We start from the raw sequence: 26,964 nt of genomic DNA on the forward strand, positions 1-26,964 counted from the left end.
GGCCGGTATTCTAACCAACTGAACTACCACTCCGCAGAGATATCATTATACTTGTTATTACTTAATTTGTTGGCGGAGTGGACGGGACTCGAACCCGCGACCCCCGGCGTGACAGGCCGGTATTCTAACCAACTGAACTACCACTCCAGCATACAAATTTTGTAATATAACATTGTTTAAATAGTTGGCGGAGTGGACGGGACTCGAACCCGCGACCCCCGGCGTGACAGGCCGGTATTCTAACCAACTGAACTACCACTCCAGCGCATATTTAAACTGTTATTTTTTCTTATTGGCGGAGTGGACGGGACTCGAACCCGCGACCCCCGGCGTGACAGGCCGGTATTCTAACCAACTGAACTACCACTCCATAATAAGAATATGTTTTACAACCATACGTTGTGTAAGTGTTGGCGGAGTGGACGGGACTCGAACCCGCGACCCCCGGCGTGACAGGCCGGTATTCTAACCAACTGAACTACCACTCCAGCTTTTACTTACAAGTTTTACGAAAATGGCGGAGTGGACGGGACTCGAACCCGCGACCCCCGGCGTGACAGGCCGGTATTCTAACCAACTGAACTACCACTCCATATTTTCGTTGCTGTTTAGGTCTCCCTGACAGCGGCGTGAATAATACGAACCAACCCCTATTTCGTCAAGGGCTTTTTTGTTTTTTTATAGGTTTTTTAGTCATCTGTCATCGAAAGGTTTAAAATTTCACCTGTTCTGTCATTTTTTGAGCCATTTTTACCGACTTGATTTTTTTCTGTGTCGGCAACACCACCTTCACTTGTTTTCTTTTTCTTTAAAAAAGGCAGCTTCACTTTAAATTTAATCGGTTTTTTCTGAACAAATATACGAATTAACAACCAACCGAGTAATAAAATGAGCGTATTGCAGCCTACAATTAAACTAATAATTGCCGATGTGGCCATTTTTTCTTCAACAGGCTCACTCTCAATCATTTTATCTGGCGTAATAATTGTTGCCGAATCAATTTCGGGCACCGCTTCTATGGGTCGTTCTATCTCAAATTTATACGTTGGTAGCGTTGCCATAAATTCACGGCCATTAATATTAGTGCCAAAAACAGACAGTTCAACACTATATCTACCCCAATCATAATTTTTAACACTAAGCTGACGTGAGTCTTTAGCTGCAGCATCTATGGTAAACATTTGCTCTTCGTTATTGGGATAGTAGATTTTTCCCTGGATGATGACTGTCTCTGGCTTAACAATACTTGGGTCTATATTTATAGTTAACAGATGCTCGTCTGTGTCTTGTTCAGCTAACGCGACTTCGGTTATAAAAGGCGGCTCGTGCACTTCTATTGTATTTTGCACAATGCGACGCTGCAGCAGAGGTGTTGCCACGTAAAGCTCTGGTGTCCATTCACCCGCTGGGAAATCTAAAGTAAACTCGCCAGTAAACACACCATCTTTAGGGCGCTCATCAAATCCACGTCCATCGTCTTTAAATTCAGCGACTTCTTGAATGCCTGCGCCAAAGTTAGCAAAGTTTTCATTGTTGGTACTTACAAAGTCAACATTAAGGCTCACAACATCTCTAAATAGGTTTGTATTAATTGGCTCACCGTCGTTTAGTATTTTGCCAGTGATTTTTATTGTCTCCCCTCTAAACAACATTGAAGGAAGAGGCTCTGCCTCAAGAGATATTTCGCCTAATACAACTATTCTGCTGTCGGGTAAAATACTGCCTATTACTTGCCAAGGACCCGCCATAGGTTTTTTTATGGTAACTAAATCGTAGCTGAGTTCGTCAAACCAATCTAAGTTAGGGTTTTTAACTGAGTCAGTAGCAAAGTACTTACTGCCATCGGGCCGCACTAAAATAACAGCAGGTGCACCTGATTTTCTAAAAAACAGCAGTGTTATTTCATCTATTTTGCTATCTATGCGAAAACGATTATCAAGTAAAGGGATCTCATTTTGATGCCCATCGCGCTTGAGCACTTCTACTTGTTTTACGCCATATGCATTGCCAGTAAATAAACTAGCGGCACATAACGCTGTTACAAAATACATCGTTTTCATTAAATCGCCTTATTCTGCGCGCCATATACATTGGCCGCCTTCTTTGTTTACAAGATCTAATCGTGCTTCGTGTGCGCTTTGCTCAGCGTCGCTTGCTCGCAATACAACTAATGGGGCTCTATCGCTATTTAAACGCTTTATACCGCCTTTCTGTTGCTCGCTGCCGTCATCTTTGTTTTGATTCAAATTCAGCTTTGTTTGACCACCCGTCATGGCAAGGTAAACATCGGCTAAAATTTCAGAATCCAGTAGCGCGCCGTGAAGTGTTCGCTTTGCGTTATCTACATCGTAACGACGACACAATGCATCAAGATTGTTCTTTTGACCTGGATGCAAGTCACGCGCCATTTTAAGCGTGTCGAGAACTTGACAAAAAGTCTCTGTTTTAGGATAGCCCTGATTAAGTAGTGCAAATTCATTATCCATATGGCCAATATCGAACGGCGCGTTATGAATAACTAACTCTGCCCCTTCAATATAGTCGAAAAACTCTTGGGCAATTTGATGAAATAACGGTTTATCACGTAAAAATTCGTTAGTGATACCGTGAACGTCGATTGCTTCTTCTTCGCTTGGGCGTTGTGGGTTTATATAAACGTGAAAGTTATTGCCTGTTAAACGGCGATTTACTAACTCCACACACCCAATTTCTATAATACGGTGCCCTTGTTTAGGGTCGATGCCGGTGGTTTCTGTATCTAAAACTATTTGTCTACGTGCCATATCGAATTTAGCCTGATTCTGGTATCTTTCTATAATCACTTTATTGTACATAAGATCAAGGTAAAACAGTGCAAAAAACCGTAGAGATTTACACCGACGGCTCATGTTTAGGTAATCCAGGCCCCGGCGGTTATGGTATTTTTATGATTTATAACGGCCACGAAAAAGAAATGAGCCAAGGTTATAAACTCACAACAAATAACCGAATGGAAATGCTCGCGGCTATTGTTGCCCTAGAATCACTCACTCGAGAATGCGATGTAAACCTAACAACCGATAGCCAATATGTTAAGCAAGGCATTGAATCGTGGATCACTAACTGGAAAAAACGTGGCTGGTTAACATCAGCTAAAAAGCCGGTTAAAAACGTCGATTTATGGAAACGCTTAGATAAAGCCTGTAGCGAGCACAATGTAACTTGGAAGTGGGTTAAAGGGCATAGCGGCAATAAATACAACGAAATAGTTGACGATTTAGCGCGCGATGCCGCTGGCAGTAAAGATTTACTAGAAGATGTAGGCTACCAGCCTTAAATTTATTCTAAGCTAGTTATTATACCAATTTTATTAAAAACATGTTCATTCTATCGCATTAAATAACTCACTAACTGCGTTAAAAATTATTCATATAGAACAACTATATGTCACAATTTTCGCCTTGTTAATGTGCTATTTTCTTAGCGCTATGATAGATCACTTATTTAATGCAATTGGTATTATTTTTTTGCTCGCACGATTTAAAGTGTTGCTTTGACGTTTGTCTAAGCCCTGCCCCTTTTACTGGTGCAAACTGCGGCCTAGCATGCCACTTAGGTTTTATCGGCGTAAGTGGCGCAACTCTCTTTCGTGCCACCAGCATATAAACACTGCCCATTGGTTTTAAATACTGTTTTGCAAAAGTCCGCCAAAACTCAAATCTTGATAACCTGTTACCTCTTGCCAGTGATGAATAAATAAAACGTTCGTCACTTACAATTTCAAAACCCAATAAATTTAGCCAATCTTTAACCCTCGCAGGGGTAAAAAAGCGCCCCGTCCATGGTAACTTCTGACCACTAAAAGGCAGCATTTGTGCAAGCCCACACAAACTAAACGGATTAAAACCAGTCACTAGTATATAACCGCCCGGAATAAGCGTGCGATGTGCTTCTCGTAAAATGTGATGTGGGTCTGAATGATACTCTAAGCAGTGGCTTAGTATACAAGCATCAATACTGTGCTCGTAAAATGGCAATTCATCTATGTCAGCAACTACCCCAGTGTAAGGCCCAGGCTCTGCAACACACACTTGGTGTTTAATCGTACTTATACTTGTGTTTAATTCGCCACTTAAATTACCCAACTTAAGCATATGATAGCCAAACATACGCGGAAGCCATTGCTCCATTTTACGTTCAATATCTGTGCGTAAATAATCCCCATGAGGAAACTGCTGCCACGACAGTGGTTTGGGTCCTTCTTGAAAACTAAGGGCTGGTTTCATTTTTTGAGCTCGTTATACTATGCGATAAGTGTCACTTTATAGAGCAATTTACCATGGTGCAAGTCAAAGCAATTAAAGCCTTTTCTGATAATTACATTTGGTGTTTAACTACCGATAACAGTAACCAAGCATGGGTAGTCGATCCAGGCCAAGCACATCCCGTATTAACGTACTTAGCTGAGCACAAACTAACGCTTGGTGGCATTTTAATTACGCATCATCACTACGACCACACTGATGGCGTAGCTGAATTAGTTGACGCCTATCCAGATATATCGGTTTATGGCCCTGCAAATAGTCCATTTAAAGGCGTCACTCACGCACTCACTGATGGACAAAGCATCAGTGTGCTTAATATTAACTTTACTATTTTAGCAACCCCTGGGCACACGCTTGATCATATTTGTTACACAAATGATGAACTTGCTTTTACAGGCGATACATTATTTAGCGGCGGATGTGGGCGCTTATTTGAAGGCACGCCAGAGCAAATGTGGAAATCTTTTAATAAACTAAGAGAGCTGCCTGCAAGCTGTGTTGTTTATTGCACGCACGAATACACGCAAGCTAATCTTGCCTTTGCCGAAGCAGTTGAACCACGCAACCCAGAACTCCTTGCGTACAGTAAAAAAGTAGATGAATTACGCAGTAATAATCAAATTTCTCTACCGACCTCTATTGGACAGGAGCTAAAAATAAATCCATTTATGCGTAGCGATTTGCCAACCATTATAGAGTTAGTGCCAGAGAAATTTATCTCGGTTACAAAAAACAATGAACCTTGGGGAAACTTTGCGAGTCTGAGACAGTTCAAAGACAATTTTTAATGCAAAAACTAATACTTTAATATTTATTTCATTAGAATCATCAACTTAAGATATAGTGATGATTCTATTTCTGCGTTTTAAAAAGTCATTAAGTGGCAATGTTAACTCATAACAGGTAGTATTCGCCGAGTTTTTTACCCGATGTATTGGTATTTATGAATAAATCTCCCCTATTAGTAGCCTTGGCGTTAGCGCTAAGTGGTTGTCAAACTGTGACAACATTAGAGTCAGACTCTCAAGTTGCCACGCAAGCAAACCAACAACTCGAAGGCGCAAGTCCTAACGACATTAACAATGCATTGATGGTAAACGCACAATATCAGCAAGTTGACTCTGATGAGCAAGAAGCGCCCGTGTTTGATGATGTGTGGGAGCGAATTCGCTACCAACTTTCTATCGAAATACCGCAAAACCGCCCTGTTGTTACTGAACGTAACTATTACGCTCGCCACCAAGCCTATTTAGATCGTATTTCTAAACGTGCAGAACCTTACTTACACTTTATTGTTGAAGAAGTAGAAAAGCGCGAAATGCCAATCGAAATTGCACTACTGCCTATTGTAGAAAGCGCATTTGACCCATTTGGTTATTCTAATCGCAGCGCATCGGGCATTTGGCAGTTTATGCCTGCAACCGGTGAGCGATTCGATTTAAAACAAAACTGGTGGTACGACGGTCGTCGCGACATAGTGCAATCGACTCGCGCAGCACTTGACTACTTATCGTATTTACATAAAACACTTGAAGGCGATTGGCTAAATGCGATTGCTGCTTATAACTCAGGTGAAGGGCGTTTAATGCGCGCGATTAAAAAGAATCGTAAAAAGCATTTACCTACCGATTTTTGGTCTCTTGATTTACCTAGCGAAACAACAGCCTACGTACCAAAGTTATTAGCACTTGCCGATTTATTAAAACGCTCAGATGATTTTAATGTTACATGGCAACCAGTAATTAATGCACAAGTGGTTGAAGTGGTTGATGTTGGCTCGCAAATAGATTTAGCGCTTGCTGCTGATATGGCTGATATGACGCTTACTGAGCTATACAGATTAAACCCTGGTTTTAACCGCTGGGCAACTGATCCTAATGGCCCACATTCTTTATTATTGCCTGTTGATAAAGCAGAGCAATTTAGTCAAAAACTAGCAAACACTGATGTTAAAAACAGATTACGCTGGCAACGTTATATTGTGGCTCGAGGCGACAGCTTATCAGTAATTGCCAAAAAGTTTACAACGAGCTCAAGTGCAATCCGATCGCTTAATAAACTCAAATCAAATACGATTAAAGTAGGCCAAGAATTATTAGTCCCGCTTACTGATGGCGCTATAAATAGCGAACATTTACCAAAGCAGATGCGCTTAGCTGCTAATAAAGCAACTCGCACAAAGCTTTCGCACACAGTTAAAAGTGGCGACACGTTATGGGACATTAGCCGCGAATATGACGTAACTATGGATGAGTTGGCTAAATGGAATAAGCTAAAGAAAAACTCTGTACTGCGCCTAAATCAAAAACTTACTGTGTATAAGTCAGCTAATAAACCACAAGCAACGGCAAGTACCAACCGTACTATTACATACAAAGTACGCCGTGGTGACTCACTTGCACGTATTGCGTCTAAGTTTAATCTAAGCGTTAACGAAATTATTAAGTGGAATAATTTAGCCGGTCAAAAATACTTACAACCTGGCCAAAAGCTAAAACTTAAAGTAGATGTCAGAAGTAGTTAATTTATAAAACTATATTAAAAGTAAAAAGGAGCGCATGCGCTCCTTTTTTAATACTTTAAAATTAAAGGATTAAGCAGGTAGTTTTTCTAGCCATACTTTTAACCAAGGCTCGGTTATCGGCCACGGTTCAAAATCTTCACATGCATCTATTTCTAGGCGGTTGCCCACAGGCTTTGCTTGTAAATCACGAAGTAGCTCGTCAAAGCTTCGCCCTGCGCCACAAAATGTATCGCCGTAACATCTGTCACCCATTGCAATTACACCAAACGGTTTATCGGTAAGCATTGGGAAAGTGCTATTCATTGCAAAGTACAATCCGGCCAAATTACTCGGTACATCACCTTGGCCTGTTGTGGAGGTAACAATTAAAATATGCGATGCATTTTTTATATCATCAAGCGATGCTTCTGTAATTACTGTAGCAGTATGACCCGCTTGCTCTATTGTGGCTGCAACTTCATCGCTTAAACGCTCTGCACCGCCATTAACGCTGCCTACAAAAATACTAATATGTGCCATTAATAATCCTTTTCTTGCTCTGGCCAACCTAGCTGCTTACATATTTCAAGCATGTCTTCACCTAGTGGCGCTTTAATTGTTATTGATTCATTACTATAAGGGTGCACAAAACTAAGCTCTGTTGCAAATAACATTAAGCGTCTTAGCTCAAAATGCTCTCTAAAAAATTGATTATGCTGGTTATCACCATGATTTACATCACCAATGATAGGCAGTGATAAGTGCTTTAAGTGTCTGCGAATTTGATGCTTTCGCCCGGTTTTTGGAAAACACTCAACTAACGAGTAACGCACTGTTGGATACTTACCTATAGGAATAGGCAATGCAGCTTGGTGCAAGCAATTAAACTGGGTTTGCGCTTCTTGCGGTGCTTTATCTTGATCTGCAAACTTATCGGCTATTTTATCAAGTTCTTCTTTAAGCGGTTTATCTAAAAATACTGACTCTGGCGCAAAGCCGCGCACTAAGGCCAAATAGCGCTTAGCAATAGTACCTTCAATAAATAGCTGGTTCATATCGCGAGCAGCTTCCGAGTTCAATGCAAACAGCAATACGCCCGACGTAGGTCTATCGAGCCTATGTACTGGAAATACATGTTGCCCTAGCTGGTCGCGCAACATTTGCATAGCAAACTGGGTTTCGTGTTTATCTAAAAACGAGCGATGCACTAATAAACCTGAAGGCTTATTTATAGCCACATAGTTTTCATCTTGATACAAAATAGTCAGCTCGCCATATTCAATAGGCGCTGGACGCTCACTCATTTGGTTCTCCTAAAAAGGTATCAAGGGCTGTTAGTAATTCAATAATTTCATCGCTTCCGGCTTTATTCACAAGTGTCATTTGCGCCATAGGGGCAATAGCAAAGTTACGCGGCAGTGGTTGCCTATGTGTTATTAATTGCTGTATTTTGTCAATAAATACAAACTGTAACCACTGCTCAAATGCCATTGTATCGTGACAAAAAGGAGTATTTGAAAGCAGTGCCTCAGCGTCTATTGGCTCACTTTGCCAAAGCGCGTGTTTTTGTAAAAGTGCCGTTAGCTGCACTAAATAAGTTTGGGTTTGCTGGTACATAACCACCCTCTTTTATATATGTAATGCAATTATACCCTGTTCCCTCACAAGCGGCTATGACGTATAATTAATGTAATTTTGCAGTAAAAACAGTTGAGAAAACAATGAGTGATCAAATAGCTACATTAGGTCAGCTTTTAGATGGTGCGGGTACTCAGTGGCGTGCTTTTGATATTGGCAGGCACATTACTAAGCTTGATAAAAAACAATTTTTAGCTATTGAACAAGCTCAAGTGCCTTACCCTTATCCACTTGCTGGTCATGCATGGCTCGCTATTCAATTTTGGGATACTAAAGCCAGTAAAGAACCGTATGTATGGTTTTTAAAATTCCCCCTTGATGAGCAAAGTATGCTGGTAAGTGCTAGTCGCGATCACTTTGCTGATATGGTTATTCAAGCGCTAGGCACTGAAATTACAGGCGAGCAAGCCGATGGAAAGCTTGATAATAACCCTTATGTTTTTACACCAAACGCAAATAAATTAGCGGCATTTAACGCCCAAGTAAAAGTACTATTAAAACAGCCTGCATCGCAGTATTACGAGCATGCACAATTGTACTTTAGCGGTAAAATTGGTTTTGATAATTGGCAAAGTGTTGCACTACAGGGTATTGCCGATTTTGCACTACGCTTAGACAGCGATACAAACTTAAGTAATCTGCAAAAAGCATGGGCGCATTTACCTATTGAAGTACTACAACCACTCAGTGCCATGCTTGAACACGTTGAAATACCAACATCAATGAGTGAGTTACTTGTTGATTACACACAGACCGCAATTAGCAATAACGATACATTAGCTATAACCGCAGCACTAAGATCAGCTTCAAAAGGTCAAGCTCAAGGGTTATGCGCTCAATTAGTTGATACTGTACTCAGCTCACCAGTGAAGCACGACTCTGACGTGTTACTAACAATCGCTGGGCGGTGTTTTAAACAATTAGAAAACCCTGAACGCTTACATGTATTTATGGATAATTGCGCGCATCATCAAAAAATTGAAGAATTGTTTCCAAGTATTTTTGCTGACTTAGTTGCAATACCAACTATTCGCCCGCATTTATTAGGCTTATTACGTAAAGAAAATCGTAGCGAAACCCTCGCGCGTGCAATTGGAAGGTTATTCTCTTAAATGGCAAGTTTATGGACGTTCATACTTATTGGTAGTGTAATTTACTTATTTTGGCTTAACCGAAAGGTTGCTGAAGCGGCGAACGTTCATGCTAAACGTCAAAGTGAGCAACTGCAGGTGCAGTTGATGAGTGTTGCATGCACAAAACGCCGCTTTGGTTTTTTAAAGAACGGCAAGCCAGGCATTAAAAGTGAATTTATATTTGAATTTTCAAGCGATGGTGAAAATGCTTATCAAGGTGTGTTAATTATGGAAAATGAGTTTTTGAAAAGTGTGGTTGTTCCACCCCATAAAATATAAAACTTAATATACTTAAGGAGTATGTGTCTTAAATTAATAAATTTAATTCAACACAAAAAACTAAGGCGTAACTAAAGTTACGCCCCAATTGGACTGCATCCTGCTAGATATCCATTATCTTAAATCCGTATTATCATCCCCTGAACGAGTAAACAACCTTGTTTACCCTCACACTGCATCCTGCAATATCCATGGCCACCTTGGCAAACCCACGAAATCTATCGTTTGGCTACATCCGCAGCATCATCCTTGGTAATCCTTTAAAGTAGCTCCTGCCACTTTTGCATCCTGCAATATCCATAGCCATCTTGGCAAACCCACGAAATCTATCGTTTGGCTACGTCCCGTAGCATCATCCCTGGTAATCCTTTAAAGTAGCTCCTGCCACTTTTTGCATCCTGCAATGTCCACTTGCCATCTTGGCTGTCCTGCGTAAACTAACGCTCCTGCTACTTCCTGTAGCGTCATCCGTGATTATCCTAAAGTAACTCCTAGCTACTAAGTGCTTCATGCACTTCCTTATTCTTCCTGCTAGCGTCTGCTATGTTGCCTATTCCGTATCCTTGGCAGTAACTCAATCATTGAGCTATGTCGTCTTGACGAAGAGAAGTTTAAAGCAATCAGGGGGGAGAAATAGGACTTAACATTAAATAAATAAACGTCACAAAAATGAAAAAACAAAATAAACACTGCAGAACAATAACTTAGAACAAAAAAGGCTACTTATTAGCAGCCTTTAAGTGACAATGCTTACGATGATGTGAGATATATCTCACGGTCTTATGTCCGTTTGGGCGCATTGGCTTACATTATAATTTTAAATAGTTGGCTCAATTATTGGTTTAAACAGTAACTCGCCCTCTACTTGGTTAAAAGTAAGGTGTTTAAATGCTTCAAACTTTTCAGTTTTAAAAAATTCAATGTGCTCCTTACGTGTTACAAATACAGCCATCCCTGTTGACTCAGCGTTGCATTTAACTAAGTCGTCAAGCCCGCGTAGTAAGTAACGACCAAAGCCTTGTCCATGAAAATGCGGATCTACGGCAATAAAAGCTAAAAAATAGTAATTGCCTTTTTGTTTAAGGGCGTCTCTAATTGTTTGTTCTTTATCTATTAATTGATTTGTTTGTAAGTAGCCCGCACTCAGCATTAATTTTAAACGCCAGTGCCAATAACGCTGCGCTTGTAATTGGCTATTAGATTCAAATACACACGCTACTGCTTTTAATTTATCGTTGCGGTATAAACCAATTAATGGCTGTTTTTCTTGCCAAAAACTACTGAGTTCTTCGCGAATTAATGATCGTAATTTTTTTTCGTAAACTGATTTATTTTCGTCATTGTAGCTAAGCATGTTTAGTAATACAGGATCGTCATGATAAGCCTGATAAATTAGGCTCGCTGCAGTACTAATATCTTCTGCAGCTAAATACTGTACGCTGAACGTATCAGCTGGTGTGGTTACACTCATTGTATTTCCTTTATTATTTTAGCTATAGGCTGTTTAACTTTAAACCTAACTATATACCTAAAATTATTAACCGTAAATTCAGCGAGAGTTTAACTAGCAGGAGGTACAGTTAGGTACTAGTATGAATTTTCATTCATTTAAAGGAGCAATATCATGGATACGACAAAACACGACATTAACACACTTTTTGCACAGCTTGGATTACCAAATAGTGATGAGCAAATAGATGCATTTATTGCCTCACATGAATTAGAAGACACAACATTACTCCAAGAAGCTTCTTTTTGGGATGAGGCACAACAGCACTTTTTAGCTGAATCCCTTGCACAAGACGGAGATTGGAGTGAAGTAATTGACGAGTTAGATGTACGCATTCGTCAAAGTAAGTAATTTTATTTAATGTACCCTCCCTTATTTATTGCTAACATAGCATCTGCGCAGCATTTATATGCTGCGTATTTATTTTATTAAAGAGTTATATATCTAATGAATTCAGTTGTATTTGATGCAATCAAAGCCCTTCTCGATGAAGGCAAAACCCCTACTGTAGCACTAACTAAAAGCCGTTTGGCGCAACCGGTTCCAATGCCTATGATTATTGCAGCAGTAAGCCAATATAAAAACAATCCTGATTCAATTAATAACTTCATGAGAAACCCACAGCAGTCAGATAATACTGAGCTTAAAACAAGTCAATTAGATAGAATTGAGCAAAAACTCGATAAACTTCTTGCGCTGCTAGAACAAAAATAATTTGAGACTATAAATGTTCGTTGTTGATTTAACTTTTGATTGCTACCAAGACACCACCCTAGAACAAGCCGAACAAGCAATAAATCGCTTAGTAAATGCACTGCGTTTTAATGGTCAAATAATGGGGGAAGAATTTCCAACCGTTTTAAAAGATGGATTTTTTATTACCCGCGTTATGTGCCCTACTGAAGATGCAATGCACCCGCTAAATAACAGCCCGTTTGTTAAGCACAGTATCGAAAAGTTACATAGTGCTGGGCTACTTGCGCCAAAAGTAAAAGTGATCGGACAAGATATTCACTCCAACGGCGCTGATTGCTGCAAAGAACCATCAAGTTATATTTTATATACAACCTATGTGCATACGTGCAGCCCGCTTTATTGTGGTGATGACTTTTTGCCTGTGCCGCTATTTCGTATTCCGGCAATTGCTAATGGTGACTATAAAACGCTTATAAAATGGCAAGAAGATTGGCAAGCCTGCGATCAAATTCAAATTAATGGCGCAACCCGTTGTGAGTTTCCGGCGCTTGAAGAAATATCGAGTATTCAAAGTGACTTATACAGACGCGGAAAAGACATAACAAAGCGAATTAGTTTTTTAACCAAAAAGCCAACCTACTATTATTTATACCGTGTAGGCGGCGTAGATAAAGCGTCTGAACTTGAACGAAAATGCCCTAGTTGTAATGGCGACTGGAAATTACCTGAATCGTGGTTTGGGTTATTCGACTTTAGGTGTGAGCCATGTGGCTTAGTGTCTAATATATCGTGGGATTTTCAGTGATCACACTAAATCAATGAATAACAACAGCTTGGTGCTAACTGCACCAAGCTGATTGTTGAATAGACTCTAAACCTCTAATGCCTTTAAAAAAGCATTAATGTTAGGTGCAAGTACATGGTGTGTTTTTTTGCCTACATGCTCTAAACATACTTCACCAGTGTGTACCAATACACTTACTAGTAAATCATCTTGATCTGTTAAACCAATAAATACAGTTTCTGGCTGCTTAAGCTTGCGTTTCATTAAAACGTGGCCCGTTATATTTTGCTGTAGCAAATTAAAGTCTTCTTCGTTCCATGCTTGTAGTAATTCAACCTGATGCCCATCAATACTTGCTAAAATACTTCCACCGTACATATGTCCGTATAGCTCGCTAAGCGCTTTTGGAAACTCAAGTTCTAGTGCACTGGCTAAATCATTAAGCGAACCTGCAGGTTGCTGACGCGCGCCCTGCCATTGAATGTTTCCTTGCTCGTCAACCTCACCAACTTCACATGGGCTTGGCCATTGCTCGTCGTGCGCAATAAGTGGGTACTTTGTAGTGCTTTTAAGGGTATTTTCGCTAAATGTTTGATGAAGTTGTTCTATAAGCAATGCAACAGACATACTGTGAAACTCATTTAAATTAGATATAATGTCCCTATTGTAACTATTTAAGAGCAAACATGACAGATTACAGCAATTCTCCAGACCTTAAAGGTAGCGTATTAGGCCAATCTACTGAGTATGTAGATGTGTACACGCCAAGCTTGCTTTTCCCTATTGCGCGCAAACTAAATCGTGATGCTTTAAATATTGACGAAGCAGAGCTTCCATTTAAAGGCCAAGATATTTGGACAGGTTACGAGCTTTCATGGCTAAATACTAAAGGTAAACCGCAAGTTGCCGTGGCCTTATTTACCTTTGAATGCCAAAGCAGCCATATTATTGAGTCAAAGTCGTTTAAGCTTTACTTGAATAGCTTTAACCAAACCCGATTTGAAAGCATTGATATAGTAAAACAGCATTTAATTGATGACTTATCAAACGCGGTTAACAGCCCTGTCAAAGTGACTTTATACAATCCTGACGATTACAATTGCTTACCGTGTACGGCGCTGCCAGGTGAATGTATTGATGATTTAGATATTGAGATTAATAATTACGACATTGATGCTAATTCACTTAAAGCAAAAAGTGATAACGTAGTTACAGAAACGCTCTATAGCCACTTACTTAAATCGAACTGTTTAATTACCTCCCAGCCTGACTGGGCAAGTGTCATTATACGATACACAGGCGAGCAAATATGTCGTGAGTCGTTATTGCGTTACTTAATTTCGTTCAGAACACATAACGAATTTCATGAGCAGTGTGTTGAGCGTATTTATAGCGATTTAACAACACAACTTAATATTAAAGAGTTAGAGGTTTACGCGCGTTATACTCGTCGCGGTGGGCTTGATATAAACCCGTATCGCTCTACGCATTATAACGATACGCCATTTGCAGTTAAAATTAATCGTCAGTAGGTTATTTTAAACTGGAATATGAGTATTAAAAAAGGAGCCTAGGCTCCTTTTTACATTTTTTAATTAATACCAATTCCATTAAGTATGTGATCTAAATTTTACGCCGAAAAAACAATTCAGTTCTAGGCGTAAATTGATGTAAATGGTTGTCCCCTTTGCGAAATTTACAACAAAGAAATGGGTTGTTTTAGCAAGTAAAATAGATCAGCTATTTATTGGAATTGGTATAACTTCGCGCTTAGTGGGTATGGGCATACCACACACGTCAACGTAGTTATGTGCTTTAACAAACCATGGTTCAACACGGTTTTTACGAGCATTTATTAAGTTTTTAAACACCGGTGAGTTTGTTTTCATCACTTTAAATATACTTTTATCGCTTTGTACATCACCAAGTACTTGTATATTGGTAATTGGGTTAAATGCTTTACCTTCACTTGGTGTGCGCGCTAAACGGTTAAAATGCTCTATACCTTCGAGCAATCGACCAAACACCGTAATATTTTTATCAAGGTAGCGCGGGCCTTGCCCTATTGTTACAAAAAACTCCGTACTCGCACTGTTTATATCGTTGTCGCGCGCCATGGCAAACACGCCACTACAATGCACTTGCCATGTTTGCGTATGTGCTGAGTTTTGAGCTACTGCAAAGCCGTTTAAAAAGCCGGTAACTGGTGCATATCCGTCGCCATTTAGCTCAGTAATTAAAAGTGGTTTGTTTGTTGTTAAATAAAACTCAGCAGGGACTGTTTTATCTGCCGTTTTAATTAACTTTTTACCCAAGCTGTCGCCACCTTGCGCTACAAAACCCTCAACAAACCGATAAACGCTGGTATTTTTATAAAACCCTTCTCGTGCTAACTTTTTAATATTTTGAACGTGCTTTGGGGCAAGTTGTTCATTAAGCTCAATATACGCATCGCCCGTTGGCAGCGTTATCTTTAAAATATTTTGGGCGTTCACTACTCGCCAGTCATTATCTGTTGCACTAGCAATTACCTCACTCGCGCTATATAAAGGTAGCTCTTGTTTAGCAACACCATTACCAAGTTGTTGAGCACAACCGCTCAAGAAAACACTAAGCAGAGCTGGCAATATAATTTTCCTCATCGCTTATATCCTTATAATTATTATAGTTTTGGTTATTCCCAATCAAACTTATATAGCACATCAACATTTTGATATAGGCCGCTCGTTATTTCTATGTATAACTGAGAAAGTAACTGATAACGCACAGCCACTTCACTGAGCGAATCAAATACACCCACACTATATTTAACTTGCAAACTGGGTGCTACGTATCCTGATATTTCTACTTTGGTACTATCACCACTACCTGATGAGCTTAAACTTACATCTGACAACCCAAAGGTTTCACCTACCTTAGAAACAACCCCTTCGCTGCGGCTAACCCCTTGAGAAAGTAATAACTGTGTGAGCATAGCATCGCTTGACGAACTTTCTCCATCGCCTAAAGGTTGGCCATTAAGTAAATATGCGAGTGCTTGTGCTTGATCCATCGCAGGCTCAGAAAATATTTTAAGCGTTGGTTGTTCAACATTACCCGTAAGCGTAACCCCTGCAATGACACCATTTGCAGTCGTATCGGGGTTACGTATTGCTTTAATATTTAAAAATGGTTGTTCAATTGAACCGCTAAAACCTACTTGCCCGGTGCTGATTATTAAATCTTGCCCAAAGGCTAAGTAAGTACCTTCAATTAAGTTAAGCTCACCTGTGGCTATAATTGGTGCACCTTGACTCATTTTTATCGCTAAATCACCCGCAACTTTTGATTCCAAGCCAAACGATTCTACTTTTACATCGTTTTTAACAATCACTTTTAAATCTATGTCGTAATCAAACGGAACTGTTTCGGTGGCCTCGGTTTTTTGATCAACAATAATTTCATCATCGCTAACTTGCACTGCGCCCTCAGGAAGCTCTTCAATCATTATACGACCGTAAGGCACAACTACCTCACCAGCAAGCTTGAGTGCATTATTTGCCAAGCCTATTTTTAAGTCTGGCGATACTTTAAAAGTAACCCCTTGCTGCGCGCGTACATAAAACTGATCGCCAACTACCGCCACATTTACAGCAGGTTGCGCACCTTGCCAATCAACGTCACCGGTGAGGTTTATTTTACCGCCCTGGTTGTCGTTTAAGTTGCCTTTTATTGTGGCTGTTGTTTTATCAAACAATACGTTTATATTTGATTTTTGCAGCGCTATAGGCAATTGCTCGCCCTCTAAACTAATATCGCTCACATTAAGCTCGCCATTTAATAATGGATCTTTTAACGTACCTGCTAATGCGACTTTTCCACTAATATCACCTTTTAACTGCTCAAGGGTTTCAAGAAATGGTTGTAAGTCTGAAAGGAGTATTTTATCAATATTAATAGTGCCGTTAAGCGCTTGCGTATTTTGTATGTCGTCAATATCAATTTGTGTGTTTATTTTACCAAGCACACTTGATTCTAAATTAGCTTCAAGCTTGCCAACTTGAGAGTCCGAAAATGCACTAACAGTTAGAGTTTCGATTGGTAATTTAAAACGATCTTCTTCCGAGGTAAGCACCGCTTCTAAGTCGCTAGAATCGATATTTGCGCGTAATGTTTTAAGCGCACCACTTTGCCAATTAAGCGCTACATCGCCAGTTATATTACCGCGAGTACGAATGCTATTAGGTAAAAAGTGCTTAAGCTCCTCAAGAGCTAAATTGCTTAGTTTAGCATTTAGCTGACCGAGGTTTTTTGATTGGGCTAAGGTGTCTATGCACAATTTACTTTGCTCAGATGCCCAACAATGTGCACTTACATCAAAGTCGCCACTTTGCGTATTAACCATAATGGCAATATTTTTAGTATTACTAAAACTAAGCTTTTTATCGCTGAGCGTTACATTACTAAGCTCGCCATTCCAAGTGGTATTATTAATTTTGCCATTAACTTCAAACTCTACACTGCCTTGCTCAGCATCTACAGATGCCGTAAGTTGGTGATCTGTTTTGTCGCCGCTAATATCAATTTTAACGCTATTAATTTGCTGTTCGGCTACAAGCGCCGAACCAACACTTACCGAAACATCGGTTTGCCAATCGGCTGCGGTATCTAACTGCCCTCTTACTGATAATTTATTAATGTTTATTTCATCAAAAATAAAGCGATCGAGTATTAGCGCTAAATCAACAGAGGGCGTTAACCTTTCCCCCCTTACTTTTAAATTTGCGTTGCCATCGGCAGTAAATGGAATATTAGCTTTTTCATCACTTTTAAGCGTTACTTTGCCATCAACCTGCCAAGTATCATCAACTTGCCCGCTTAGTGCTAATTTATTGGTGCCACTACTTAAATAAAAACTATCAATATTAGCTTTTAACGTGTTGTCGAGCTTAAAGTTTGAAGCAAATTCTAGTGGCACGTCGTTAAGTAATCCGTTTAACTTTGTATTATTCATTTGTAGCTGCCACTTGTCGTCAGCTGCATTAAACGAGCCTTTAAACTGTCCTGAAATATCACTGGTAGCGGCATCAGTTAAGTACTGCGCTTTTAAGTTAGCAAGCGTGCCATTAAAGTTAGCCTGTATGCCTTTTTGCCAATCAACATTGGCTTTTATAGTTGCACTGCTTTCGTTTGCTTTAATGCTTAGCGCTTGTAAAGTTGCTTTGGTGAGACTGCCTTTTAATTGGGTATTTAAGTCAACAGCTGGGTACGCGCCTAATTGGCTATTCCCCTGCAGGCTAAGCTGGTAATCGTCGGCATTACCTTGTGCATTGAGGCTTACATTTCGCACTTTAAGCTCATTACTTTGTGCATCAATAAGCCACTGTTTAATTTTGCCATTTAACTCAAACGGATAGTTTTTTTGCTTTAAATTTGCCATTGCCGTTAAACTAAGCGGATATTGTCCCTGCGTTTCTAAATTTAAGTTTAGGTTTGATAAGTCGCCATTCAACTGCAAATTGGCTTGGTGCTCATCACTTTGTAAAACAACATCCCCTTTTACGGGCAAGTTCCCTGCAAGCTCAGCATTAAGGTGCGTATTAAGCTGCCACTGCTCATACTTTGCTGAGAATGACTCTAAATTAATAACCGCATCTTCCACACTTAATTGCAGCGAGATGTTTTCAATAACATGCTGGGCTTCGTTTTGCTCAATCGTAATGTTAGCTATTTCAAAGTCTTCAACAACTAAGTCAAGTGGCGAAGTAAATTCTATATTAGGTAATGCGGGTAGGTGCGTTAAAGGCGCTTGAGTATTTTGCGCCGTTTGTGTTTTCGCATCTTGTTCTTGCTCTTTTAAAGCAACAAGTATGGTGGGAATATTCAGGCTTTTAACCGTCAGCTTTGAACCCTCTGCTTTTGCTGAGAGTTTAAAGTTATTAACGCTTACGTTTGCACTTGAATGCTCTAGCGTAAATTTATTGATCGCAATGTTTTTTACAGCAATATTAAAAGGTAAGCTGATTTTTTCAAGCGGCTCTGCCGCGGCTTCTTCTTGTGACTCTGCAGTTTTTGGTAATGTTAAATTTATAGATTTAGCACTTAAGTTATCTATACAAATTCCATCGCACTGCCACCAAAACAAATCAATTTTCAATTGTTGTGCATTAAAGTCCAATCCGTTGCTAGTAAAGCGCACATTAAAGGCATCATTATAAATAAAACGGCCATCTTTAATTACGATATGTAGTCCATCTACCGCTTTGTTTGCACTATAAGCAATAAATTGATTACCGGGTGCGGTAAATAACAAACAAAATAGTGCGACAACTAACGTGACAAAAATAGCACTTACGGCGGCTGTTATCTTTTTTAATACTGACATTAAATTTCTGGCCCTATGGTAATACTTAAACGTGTGCTTTTACTTTCTTTTGTTAATCCCCAAGCGTGGTCTATACGCACTGGGCCAACGGGTGTCAAATAACGAAAACCAAAACCAGCGCCTACTTCAAAGTCATCAGAAAAATCATTCGTTGCTGTACCACCGTCAACAAATAAAGCTGCGCGCCAGTTTTGAGCAAACTGATAGTTGTACTCTATTGTACTGGTTAGTAAGTATTTACCACCGATGAGGTCGCCATCATCATTTTCTGGCGATATTGATTGGTACGCAAAACCACGAACACTTTGATCGCCACCTGCGTAAAAACGCAGTGAGTAAGGTACGTTTTCAATATCATCAACAAGCATTGCACCAACATTTGCTTTTAAAAACACTAAATGCTTATCTAAGTATGTACGTAACCACGCATGTTGCATTTGCACCCTAATCAGATTAGTACTCGAAAGCACATCATCTAAACCAAACTCAGCAGATATAAGCCACTGCTCTCCCCAGTATGGAGTCGTGCCGCCTTTTGATTTTTTGCGGGCGTAGCTAATGCCCGGCATTAACATTTCGGTACTTTCTTCCTCTTCATCACCGATGCGGTAGGTTTCTTGGTCGCGGCGTAAAAATGCAGTACGCACCCACTTATTTTCGGTTAACCATTGGCGCTGAATTTGCCCCGTGAGTATTTCACTGTAGGTATCGTTTGTTAGTTCATCCTCTAATTTATATCCAGCAGAAAAACGCCATAAATCATCATTCGGATCATCAACTGGAATGGTATAAGCCATGGAAATATCTTGCTGCTTTTGCGCCACATTTAAATTAGTTTCGAGATAATGGCCGTCTTCTGTGATCCACGGTTTACTCCATTTAAAACGCACTTTGGGCCCTAAGTCAGTACTAAAACCGCCGCCAATTTCATAGCTATTTGCAGGCTTGTGCAACACATCTACCTTAATAGGTACTTGGCTATTTTTACGCGCAGCAATATCGGCGTAAACGCGCACGCTTGCAAAATAAGGGGTGCTTGATAAATCCAAATTATAGTCAGCAATATGTGTTGATTTATAAGGTTGACCCTGAGTAAAAGGCGCAAGCGAGCGTATGTATTTTTCAGCAGGCGTATTACTAGCTATTTTTATATCACCAAACTGGTATCTAACCCCAGTATCAATTACAAAAGTAATAACAGCACTATTTTTCTTAAGTGACACTTCTAATTTGCGCGCTGGCCACTTTGCATCAAAATAGCCAAGCTCCAATAGCATAGATTCTATTTTTTTATGAGCAGAGTCATATCTACCATGATTTAAAACATCACCTTGTTTTAAGTTGGTATTTTTAATTAATGCCTGTAATTGTGGATCATTCTGGCCATCGCCGTTTAGCGTAATATTAATTGCTTCTATGCGAGTTGCAGGACCTCGCTCAACTTTAACAATTAACTCGCTGTCGTCTTTATCATAAATAACCTCGACGGTCGGGCTATAATAACCAAGTGCTTTAATGCTATTTTGTACTTGCTTTTGGGCATAACGACGAAGTGTACGGGTTGGTTTTTCACCAATTAATTGCTTGAGATAAAGGGCTACGTTATTTTCTAAATCGCCACTTAACCCTTTAATTTCGTAATCTTCTATGACTTTTTCTGCAGCATAGCTATTTGTCGCAATTAAAGCGATCACAACACATATGCAACGTAAAAACTTAATAAACAAGTAAATATCCTTACTTTTAATATCTTACATAAAACTGGCTGATTACGCGCATATTAGCATAGCCATAATGAGCAACACATTAACTTAATGACAATCTAACGCGTAAATTTAACTTTGAATAAGTATCAGCATAATTAAAATTAGTACGCGTTAAGACAATATTTTAGTTACAATAGTGCCTACGAATAAAAAATTAATTTTAAATGAGTTTTTAATGCAATTCCCTGATGATGATAACGGCCAACTTTTAGCCGAAATAGCCGCTGCTGGCATTGATTTAAATAAAATGCACCAAGTCGATTTTTTTATTTTATTTGAACAAGAAGCCGATGCTGAAAAATTTGCTAAAGAAATAGTCTCTGATGCATTAGTTCAAAATGCTGAGCTTGAAAAATGTAAAGACACTGGCGTTTGGGAAGTAATCACTCAAGTACAAATGGTGCCAGAGCACACCCTTTTAGGCCAAGCTGAGCAATACATTGAAAGCATTGCTAATAGCTTTAATGGATATGGTGACGGCTGGGGATTAATGGACGGTGACGAGGCTTAGTTGCCTTTTAATTGTATTAGTTCAATGTACTCTATCAGTTAAGCTTAACGGCTTAACTGATTTGCCTTCCTAAAATTGCCTTTATAGTCAAATAGCTTATCAGCCACTTTCCAACCATACTTTTTGCTTTTTCGTGCAATAACAAAATCTGGTGGTACTAATTCAAATTGTGCGCTTACTACTTGCGCTGCAGTTTTAAAATTAATAGGTGTTTGTCCAAGTCCTACTCGTAGACCAAATTGCTTATTAAATATAAATTGCCCGCCCTTATTTGCGAGGTTATATACCTCATCGCAACTTGCGCCATCTTCATCAAAATACGTTACTTTAATAAGTTCATCTTTAATTTGAGTAACCGATAACCCACTACATCGAAGCACAAGTGCATCTTTTAAGTTTAATGCATTACGTAACTTATCATCAGGGTCGGCCATTACCGCGCCGCAATCATGGCATTTACGTGCCGCAATATCATTTTGGGCACCGCACTGCTCACATTCTTTAAACCTAAAACGATAATCGCACTGCTCTTTATGCCCATCATCATCTTCTAACAGGCCTTGGCAACGCCTGCCAAAGTGCTCTATTACTTTGCCAGTGGAGTCTGTTTTACCCCAAAATATATTCGCAAACCCACAACCTGGGCAAAGTACCTGCACAGGTTCATTATCACTATCGCCTTTTTTATCACCTACTTCTGGGTGAAATAAATTAAAACCATTGCCAGCATAATCTATTACTAAGCAATCCGTTTTTGATTCAGATAACCTTAAACCTCGCCCCACAATTTGTTGATATAAACTAACTGATTCTGTAGGTCTTAAAATAGCTATAAAGTCGACATGTGGCGCATCAAATCCTGTAGTTAATACCGAAATATTAACTAAATACTTTAATTGCTTAGCTTTAAATTGCTTAATGATTTTATCGCGCTCAGTGTTTGGCGTATCACCTGTGATTAGTGCACTTTGATGAGCTGGCAAGTAGCTTAATATTTCCTGGGCATGCATTACCGTGGCGGCAAAAACCATAACCCCTTCGCGCTCTTCACTGTATTGAATTACTTGCTGTAATATAGCTTGCGTTGCGCGCTCACTGTTTTTTAAAAGCGCATTCATGTCATCAGTCGTATATTGACCAAATGCATTGCTATCTAAGGACGAAAAATCATAATGGCTAATTGCTGCATCAACTTCGTTAGGTGGCGTTAAGTAATTATGTTTGATCATATACCTGAGCGGCAATTCAAAAATACAACTTTTAAACGGGCTTTCTTGAGTACCCTTAACAAAACCATGATAATGGTGGTGGTATATCCACCCCATTCCTAACCGATAAGGTGTTGCTGTTAAACCCAATACTTTTAACTGAGGGTTATACTCTTTTAAACTGTTTATTACTTTACCGTACTGACTTTTTTTATCCCCATTTACCCTGTGGCATTCATCAATAATAAGTAATGAATAATGCTCATTTAATTTGTTTAAATTACGAGAAAGTGATTGCACACTGGCAAAGGTTACTTGATGGTTTAATGATTTTTCTTTTAAGCCTGCTGAAAATATACTCGCCTCTAAACCAAAACTTTTATATTTTTGTGAATTTTGCTCTACCAGCTCTTTTACATGAGCAAGCACTAATATTTTTTGCTTAGCTATACGCGCAAGTTCAGCAATAACCAAACTCTTACCTGCGCCGGTTGGTAGTACAATAACGGCAGGATCATTACTCTTTCTAAAGTGTAAAACGGTGCGTTCTACGGCTTCTTGTTGGTAAGGTCTTAGTTTATAGCTCATGGGAAAACAAATAGGTTCGAGTGAAGAGATTTTAGCAAATAATAGCTGGGAGTTTTAAACTTTAATTATATTTTATTGAGGGGTAAACAAAAAAGAGAAGCCGAAGCTTCTCTTATATTTAGCTTTAAGCTAAAAACTTTTCAAGCTCAACACCTTCAAACGCTTTAGGACGACGGCCACGGCCAGTCCATTCAATAGTCTCACCATTAAGTTCCATACGGTACTTAGGCTTAACTTTGGTGCGCTTGTCTGATGCTCCATCTTGTAAATCTTCTAGCGTAAGTCCTTTTTCTTTTAAAAGATCCAAAACTTCCTGTTTCGCTTTTTGCTGCTGGGTATATTTTGAAATTGCATCATTGATAAGCTGTTGAGCTTTTTCAAGATCCGTTAATGATGCTGTTTTAATAAAAGATCGGACTTCTTTCATCTATATCTCGCTAAATTGTGTGATTGGAATTATTTAAATATTCTTTTTTAGTATAAGGCTATTTTTCAAAAATAACTACGGCACATAATTTATTAATGTATATAAAATTTATCCATAAAAAAACCGCGATTAAAACCGCGATTAAAATCGCGGTTTTTATCGTTCTTATATAAATAACAATTAGAATTTAGTAGTAAAACTCAATTGGAAGTAACGACCAGTTACGTCATAAGCTTCACCAACAGTGTTTATACCTGATGCTCCACTTACTGAACTTTGGTTTGCTACAGGAGGTTGCTTATCGAAAACATTCCGAACTGACAAAGTAACGTCTGTTCCAGCAGTGATGTTATAAGTACCTGATAGATCGTGATAAATAACAGTCGGGAAGCGATTAAACTTGTCTAAAGGGGCTCCCGTTGAAAAATTTTGATTCCCTTCAATATTACTATCATTTGAGCTTGCCCAATACTTCATGCGCCATGATACTGCAAAGTCATCAACTGTATAGCCTAAATTTAAATTTGCACGATTAGTAGGAGTTAATACCTCACCTCTGTAATCAATCTCTTCACCAGATTCAATTGATGTTTCAACATACTCATACAAATGATTCCATATCAAGTCCGCTGATAATTGCCCGAAAGCAAATTCTTGCTTATAACTTAATTCTATATCTAAACCTTTTGTGCTTAAATCATTTTCATTGCTAGTCCCTGAGCTAACTTCTGTCAAGGCACCTCTTGTATCACGTATTGCCCCACCACATGTAGCATCAAAGTCAGATGGATCAACACCATAGCATCGGTTCAATACAGTTGTTCTAGCAGTAGTAGCAATAGCGTCATCTACAGCAATATCGTAGTAGTCAAGCGTTAATGAAAATTCATCTGTTACTTGCCAAATAGCGCCAACGCTAAATGAATCAGATGTTTCTTCTTTTACATCTTCATTACCACCAATATAACCACCAGTGCTCTGACGTTCAATAGTTGTCAAATTGAATGCGCCTTCAGCAGCAACTCTATTAGCCACTTCAGCGATAGAAAGACAATTAGCAGCTACATTTCCTGTAGATGATGCAGTAATTGCATCACAAGGATCTGCAACACCTGAAAAAGTTTCGCCTCTACCACCGAATAAGTCAGCAATATTTGGAGTTCTAATAGCTCGTGCTGCTGATGCTCTTAATTTTACTGTATCTGTAGGAGAGTATTGTACACCTGCATTCCATGTTGTTTGTCCGCCAACAATTTCATGGTCCGAATAGCGAGCGGCTAAATCTAGTTCAACATTTTCTAGAACTGGTAAAACAGTTTCAACAAAAACGTCGTTAGTGTAGAAGCTACCATTTGTAGGCTCAGATTTATTTGTACTTGAAGCACCAGTTTGCGCTAAATCACCTGGAGAGTATGAACCTTTTTCAAGACGATGTTCTGCACCAACAGCTAGCCCAACCATACCACCTTCTAACTCAATTGGTAATTCACCAGAAAGGGTTGTTGAAAATATAAACTGCTCAACTTGACCTTGAGATTTTGCAGGTGATCTTACATATGCAACGGCTTCATCAGACAAAGTTCCTGCACCGAACAAATCTAAAGGCACACACCCTTGAAGTACTGCTAAATCATTAGAACATTGAACGTTACCTTCTGCATTAGTATATACATCTAATGCATTTGCAGCACGTTCAACATTTATTTGACCACCATTTTCTTGGCGCTGGTCAGTTTTACCCCATGAGATATAAGAGTTTAAAAGCCAGTTGTCATTAATTTCCCAATCTATACCTGTCGCAATACGAATAGTATCACGCTCTAAATCTGTTGAGCGAGCACCAAACTCAACCATACGGCGAACTAGCGTTGGGATATTATCATCCATTGTCAAATCAGGATTATCAGACATTAAATTTTGGCGTAAAAGATCTGGAACTAAAGGGCTTCCCAGCTTAATACCACCAACGCCACCACGTGAAGGTAGATATACATCATCCGTAGTGAAAGGAGTCGGTTCAATAGTCGAGTTGTATGTTTTAGATGAATTCCAGTTTACTTCCGTGAAAGAGTGAACACTATCTGAAATATCTTGTTTAAAGTTAACTGCTGCGTATTTACGCTCAAGCGGAGTCACTAACTGTCTGTAAGATGCACGATTGAATGAATTCTCATCACCTACATATGGTGTACCATCTGCATTATATCCGCCAACACGGCCTTGAGGTGGGTATGAAGAGTTTTGAACACCTACATATTCACCACCTTCATCATTCAAAAATATAGCTTCATCATACCTTGAGAAGTCTCGATCGGATGACTTCAAACCCTTATCATCATCATATCCAGCAGCAATTGTTACACTACCTGAATCCCAGCTATTACCAGCAGTAAGGTTTAAAGAATATTTTTCGCGATCAGATTCATCTGAAACACCTGTTTGAGCGTTAACTTCAACACCTTCAAAATCGCTTCGCGTAATTATGTTCACAACACCAGCAACAGCATCTGAACCATAAACTGCTGAAGAAGCACTTTTAAGAATATCAATACGTTCAATCATTGATGCTGGTATTGCATTTAAGTCAACCGCATAACCGCTTGAAGGAGAAACACCTGATACAAAGCGACGACCATTCACTAACACTAAAGTTCTTGAGGAACCTAAGTTGCGTAAAGACGTAGTGTTAAGACCAACACCTGTAGTACCGAATGCACTATTTGATTGATTTGAACCAGCGATAGTGACCGGAGATTGATTCAAAACATCGGCTACATTCAATGCGCCCATTTGAATAATATCGCTTCGGCCAATTGATGTAATTGGTACAGTTGTTTCAATATCAGTTCGCTTTATGCGTGAACCAGTAACTTGAATACGCTCTACTTTTTCTACACCTTCGTCAGCAGCTATCGAGTTTGCAGAAAATACAGCTGTAGATGCTGCACCAAAAGCTATCGCTAAGCGAACAGCTTTTGAAACTTGATTATTTAACATTGGATTCTCCCTAGAATATTTTTTAATTATTTTGTTTTCAAAACGGTCTGCAATTCATCACAGTACCTATTTCGGTTTGAATAGTAGGCCCAACTCAAGCAAAAGGTCAACACTTTGACAACGAAAAAACACATTAATTTACAACAACTTAAAGAAACAAAAAGCTAACACATTGCGATATCATCACCATTAACCAAAGAGCAATATTCCACTTTTTGGTGCTATGCTAATAAAATGAAATTAAATGTAAGCAAAA

General features: G+C 39.3%; 24 protein-coding genes and 5 tRNA genes. 10 read left to right on the forward strand and 19 right to left on the reverse strand.

From position 1 onward, the window contains the following. Positions 1–70 precede the first annotated feature (70 nt). From H5116_RS11390 to dnaQ, 7 genes are all read right to left on the reverse strand, one after another. Positions 71–147 (reverse strand) — tRNA-Asp (locus H5116_RS11390). A 38-nt stretch (positions 148–185) separates the two neighbouring features. Further along, positions 186–262: transfer RNA gene (locus H5116_RS11395), tRNA-Asp, on the reverse strand. Between the two features lie 31 nt (positions 263–293). After that, a tRNA-Asp gene (locus H5116_RS11400) sits at positions 294–370 on the reverse strand. Positions 371–411: 41 nt separating this feature from the next. Further along, a tRNA-Asp gene (locus tag H5116_RS11405) sits at positions 412–488 on the reverse strand. A 27-nt stretch (positions 489–515) separates the two neighbouring features. Next, a tRNA-Asp gene (locus H5116_RS11410) sits at positions 516–592 on the reverse strand. 97 nt (positions 593–689) lie between these two features. Further along, on the reverse strand, positions 690–2,060 hold the full coding sequence (locus H5116_RS11415; RefSeq protein ID WP_182716164.1) for a TIGR03503 family protein: 1,371 nt from the start codon (positions 2,058–2,060) through the stop codon (positions 690–692). Positions 2,061–2,069: 9 nt separating this feature from the next. Then, positions 2,070–2,783: a DNA polymerase III subunit epsilon gene (dnaQ, locus tag H5116_RS11420; protein WP_182694170.1), complete on the reverse strand. Its 714-nt coding sequence runs from the start codon at positions 2,781–2,783 to the stop codon at positions 2,070–2,072. Positions 2,784–2,851: 68 nt separating this feature from the next. On the opposite strand from dnaQ, the gene rnhA reads away from it, so the two are divergent. Continuing rightward, positions 2,852–3,316, forward strand: a complete 465-nt coding sequence (gene rnhA, locus H5116_RS11425; protein ID WP_002963021.1) for a ribonuclease HI — start codon at positions 2,852–2,854, stop codon at positions 3,314–3,316. Positions 3,317–3,479: 163 nt separating this feature from the next. Here rnhA and H5116_RS11430 read toward each other — a convergent pair whose 3' ends face one another. Continuing rightward, complete coding sequence (locus tag H5116_RS11430; RefSeq protein ID WP_002963022.1) at positions 3,480–4,265, reverse strand: class I SAM-dependent methyltransferase; 786 nt, start codon at positions 4,263–4,265, stop codon at positions 3,480–3,482. 53 nt (positions 4,266–4,318) lie between these two features. On the opposite strand from H5116_RS11430, the gene gloB reads away from it, so the two are divergent. Continuing rightward, entirely contained in the window at positions 4,319–5,092 is a 774-nt protein-coding gene (gene gloB / locus H5116_RS11435) for a hydroxyacylglutathione hydrolase (protein ID WP_182716165.1), read from the forward strand. A gap of 155 nt (positions 5,093–5,247) precedes the next feature. Next, entirely contained in the window at positions 5,248–6,828 is a 1,581-nt protein-coding gene (locus H5116_RS11440) for a LysM peptidoglycan-binding domain-containing protein (protein WP_149602939.1), read from the forward strand. A 69-nt stretch (positions 6,829–6,897) separates the two neighbouring features. On the opposite strand, the gene H5116_RS11445 is transcribed toward H5116_RS11440, so the two are convergent. Genes H5116_RS11445 through H5116_RS11455 form a run of 3 tightly spaced genes read right to left on the reverse strand, consistent with a single transcriptional unit; the run spans position 6,898 to position 8,424 of the window. Then, complete coding sequence (locus H5116_RS11445; protein WP_182716166.1) at positions 6,898–7,347, reverse strand: flavodoxin; 450 nt, start codon at positions 7,345–7,347, stop codon at positions 6,898–6,900. Continuing rightward, positions 7,347–8,111, reverse strand: a complete 765-nt coding sequence (gene truC, locus H5116_RS11450; protein ID WP_024597672.1) for a tRNA pseudouridine(65) synthase TruC — start codon at positions 8,109–8,111, stop codon at positions 7,347–7,349. Before truC ends, H5116_RS11445 begins: the two co-directional genes overlap by 1 nt. Then, positions 8,104–8,424, reverse strand: a complete 321-nt coding sequence (locus H5116_RS11455) for a YqcC family protein (protein ID WP_182693623.1) — start codon at positions 8,422–8,424, stop codon at positions 8,104–8,106. The genes truC and H5116_RS11455 overlap by 8 nt, the downstream gene beginning before the upstream one ends. A gap of 104 nt (positions 8,425–8,528) precedes the next feature. Between H5116_RS11455 and H5116_RS11460 the strand changes: the two genes are divergently transcribed. Continuing rightward, a complete protein-coding gene (locus H5116_RS11460) occupies positions 8,529–9,557 on the forward strand; it encodes a DUF3549 family protein (protein WP_182693624.1) in 1,029 nt (342 codons plus the stop codon). Next, a complete protein-coding gene (locus H5116_RS11465; protein ID WP_002963032.1) occupies positions 9,558–9,857 on the forward strand; it encodes a DUF3301 domain-containing protein in 300 nt (99 codons plus the stop codon). An 817-nt stretch (positions 9,858–10,674) separates the two neighbouring features. On the opposite strand, the gene H5116_RS11470 is transcribed toward H5116_RS11465, so the two are convergent. Then, positions 10,675–11,328: a GNAT family N-acetyltransferase gene (locus H5116_RS11470; protein ID WP_154903551.1), complete on the reverse strand. Its 654-nt coding sequence runs from the start codon at positions 11,326–11,328 to the stop codon at positions 10,675–10,677. A 153-nt stretch (positions 11,329–11,481) separates the two neighbouring features. Between H5116_RS11470 and H5116_RS11475 the strand changes: the two genes are divergently transcribed. From H5116_RS11475 to H5116_RS11485, 3 genes are all read left to right on the forward strand, one after another. Beyond that, positions 11,482–11,718 (forward strand): DUF2789 domain-containing protein, encoded by a 237-nt coding sequence (locus H5116_RS11475; protein WP_002958240.1) that lies wholly within the window; start codon positions 11,482–11,484, stop codon positions 11,716–11,718. 96 nt (positions 11,719–11,814) lie between these two features. Next, on the forward strand, positions 11,815–12,081 hold the full coding sequence (locus H5116_RS11480) for a hypothetical protein (protein WP_007378199.1): 267 nt from the start codon (positions 11,815–11,817) through the stop codon (positions 12,079–12,081). A 13-nt stretch (positions 12,082–12,094) separates the two neighbouring features. Beyond that, positions 12,095–12,868, forward strand: a complete 774-nt coding sequence (locus H5116_RS11485) for a Zn-ribbon-containing protein (RefSeq protein ID WP_002958242.1) — start codon at positions 12,095–12,097, stop codon at positions 12,866–12,868. Positions 12,869–12,934: 66 nt separating this feature from the next. Here the strand turns inward: H5116_RS11485 and syd are convergent, their stop codons facing one another. Then, entirely contained in the window at positions 12,935–13,474 is a 540-nt protein-coding gene (gene syd, locus H5116_RS11490) for a SecY-interacting protein (RefSeq protein ID WP_182716167.1), read from the reverse strand. A gap of 59 nt (positions 13,475–13,533) precedes the next feature. On the opposite strand from syd, the gene queF reads away from it, so the two are divergent. Further along, complete coding sequence (gene queF, locus H5116_RS11495; protein WP_182716168.1) at positions 13,534–14,379, forward strand: NADPH-dependent 7-cyano-7-deazaguanine reductase QueF; 846 nt, start codon at positions 13,534–13,536, stop codon at positions 14,377–14,379. Positions 14,380–14,583: 204 nt separating this feature from the next. Here queF and H5116_RS11500 read toward each other — a convergent pair whose 3' ends face one another. Genes H5116_RS11500 through H5116_RS11510 form a run of 3 tightly spaced genes read right to left on the reverse strand, consistent with a single transcriptional unit; the run spans position 14,584 to position 20,938 of the window. Further along, positions 14,584–15,489, reverse strand: a complete 906-nt coding sequence (locus H5116_RS11500; protein ID WP_182716169.1) for a peptidylprolyl isomerase — start codon at positions 15,487–15,489, stop codon at positions 14,584–14,586. Positions 15,490–15,521: 32 nt separating this feature from the next. Beyond that, the gene (locus H5116_RS11505; RefSeq protein WP_182716170.1) at positions 15,522–19,211 is read right to left on the reverse strand and encodes a translocation/assembly module TamB domain-containing protein; all 3,690 of its coding nucleotides are present in this window, start codon (positions 19,209–19,211) and stop codon (positions 15,522–15,524) included. Next, a complete protein-coding gene (locus H5116_RS11510; RefSeq protein WP_182716171.1) occupies positions 19,211–20,938 on the reverse strand; it encodes an autotransporter assembly complex family protein in 1,728 nt (575 codons plus the stop codon). The genes H5116_RS11505 and H5116_RS11510 overlap by 1 nt, the downstream gene beginning before the upstream one ends. A 214-nt stretch (positions 20,939–21,152) precedes the next feature. Here H5116_RS11510 and H5116_RS11515 point away from each other — a divergent pair, with 214 nt between their 5' ends. After that, positions 21,153–21,488, forward strand: coding sequence for a ribonuclease E inhibitor RraB (locus tag H5116_RS11515; RefSeq protein ID WP_007378192.1), 336 nt, complete (start codon positions 21,153–21,155; stop codon positions 21,486–21,488). Positions 21,489–21,532: 44 nt separating this feature from the next. Here the strand turns inward: H5116_RS11515 and H5116_RS11520 are convergent, their stop codons facing one another. The 3 genes from H5116_RS11520 to H5116_RS11530 all read right to left on the reverse strand — a co-directional run bounded on the left by H5116_RS11520 (position 21,533) and on the right by H5116_RS11530 (position 26,708). After that, positions 21,533–23,284: a DEAD/DEAH box helicase gene (locus tag H5116_RS11520; protein WP_182716172.1), complete on the reverse strand. Its 1,752-nt coding sequence runs from the start codon at positions 23,282–23,284 to the stop codon at positions 21,533–21,535. 124 nt (positions 23,285–23,408) lie between these two features. Beyond that, positions 23,409–23,711: an H-NS family nucleoid-associated regulatory protein gene (locus tag H5116_RS11525; RefSeq protein ID WP_007586043.1), complete on the reverse strand. Its 303-nt coding sequence runs from the start codon at positions 23,709–23,711 to the stop codon at positions 23,409–23,411. A 180-nt stretch (positions 23,712–23,891) separates the two neighbouring features. Beyond that, the gene (locus H5116_RS11530; protein WP_024597662.1) at positions 23,892–26,708 is read right to left on the reverse strand and encodes a TonB-dependent siderophore receptor; all 2,817 of its coding nucleotides are present in this window, start codon (positions 26,706–26,708) and stop codon (positions 23,892–23,894) included. Between the last annotated feature and the right edge of the window lie 256 nt (positions 26,709–26,964).

This window comes from Pseudoalteromonas sp. SG45-2, assembly GCF_014164115.1.
Taxonomy (GTDB): Bacteria; Pseudomonadota; Gammaproteobacteria; order Enterobacterales; family Alteromonadaceae; genus Pseudoalteromonas; species Pseudoalteromonas distincta.

Bases quoted from the DNA above. Each gene is read 5' to 3' on its own strand.
- H5116_RS11505 (WP_182716170.1), bottom strand. From the start codon at position 19,211: ATGTCAGTATTAAAAAAGATAACAGCCGCCGTAAGTGCTATTTTTGTC.
- dnaQ (WP_182694170.1), bottom strand. From the start codon at position 2,783: ATGGCACGTAGACAAATAGTTTTAGATACAGAAACCACCGGCATCGAC.
- H5116_RS11525 (WP_007586043.1), bottom strand. From the start codon at position 23,711: ATGAAAGAAGTCCGATCTTTTATTAAAACAGCATCATTAACGGATCTT.
- H5116_RS11485 (WP_002958242.1), top strand. From the start codon at position 12,095: ATGTTCGTTGTTGATTTAACTTTTGATTGCTACCAAGACACCACCCTA.
- H5116_RS11475 (WP_002958240.1), top strand. From the start codon at position 11,482: ATGGATACGACAAAACACGACATTAACACACTTTTTGCACAGCTTGGA.
- H5116_RS11470 (WP_154903551.1), bottom strand. From the start codon at position 11,328: ATGAGTGTAACCACACCAGCTGATACGTTCAGCGTACAGTATTTAGCT.
- H5116_RS11415 (WP_182716164.1), bottom strand. From the start codon at position 2,060: ATGAAAACGATGTATTTTGTAACAGCGTTATGTGCCGCTAGTTTATTT.
- H5116_RS11500 (WP_182716169.1), bottom strand. From the start codon at position 15,489: ATGAGGAAAATTATATTGCCAGCTCTGCTTAGTGTTTTCTTGAGCGGT.
- queF (WP_182716168.1), top strand. From the start codon at position 13,534: ATGACAGATTACAGCAATTCTCCAGACCTTAAAGGTAGCGTATTAGGC.
- H5116_RS11460 (WP_182693624.1), top strand. From the start codon at position 8,529: ATGAGTGATCAAATAGCTACATTAGGTCAGCTTTTAGATGGTGCGGGT.
- syd (WP_182716167.1), bottom strand. From the start codon at position 13,474: ATGTCTGTTGCATTGCTTATAGAACAACTTCATCAAACATTTAGCGAA.
- H5116_RS11455 (WP_182693623.1), bottom strand. From the start codon at position 8,424: ATGTACCAGCAAACCCAAACTTATTTAGTGCAGCTAACGGCACTTTTA.
- H5116_RS11445 (WP_182716166.1), bottom strand. From the start codon at position 7,347: ATGGCACATATTAGTATTTTTGTAGGCAGCGTTAATGGCGGTGCAGAG.
- H5116_RS11465 (WP_002963032.1), top strand. From the start codon at position 9,558: ATGGCAAGTTTATGGACGTTCATACTTATTGGTAGTGTAATTTACTTA.
- truC (WP_024597672.1), bottom strand. From the start codon at position 8,111: ATGAGTGAGCGTCCAGCGCCTATTGAATATGGCGAGCTGACTATTTTG.
- H5116_RS11530 (WP_024597662.1), bottom strand. From the start codon at position 26,708: ATGTTAAATAATCAAGTTTCAAAAGCTGTTCGCTTAGCGATAGCTTTT.
- H5116_RS11440 (WP_149602939.1), top strand. From the start codon at position 5,248: ATGAATAAATCTCCCCTATTAGTAGCCTTGGCGTTAGCGCTAAGTGGT.
- H5116_RS11480 (WP_007378199.1), top strand. From the start codon at position 11,815: ATGAATTCAGTTGTATTTGATGCAATCAAAGCCCTTCTCGATGAAGGC.
- H5116_RS11430 (WP_002963022.1), bottom strand. From the start codon at position 4,265: ATGAAACCAGCCCTTAGTTTTCAAGAAGGACCCAAACCACTGTCGTGG.
- H5116_RS11520 (WP_182716172.1), bottom strand. From the start codon at position 23,284: ATGAGCTATAAACTAAGACCTTACCAACAAGAAGCCGTAGAACGCACC.
- gloB (WP_182716165.1), top strand. From the start codon at position 4,319: ATGGTGCAAGTCAAAGCAATTAAAGCCTTTTCTGATAATTACATTTGG.
- H5116_RS11515 (WP_007378192.1), top strand. From the start codon at position 21,153: ATGCAATTCCCTGATGATGATAACGGCCAACTTTTAGCCGAAATAGCC.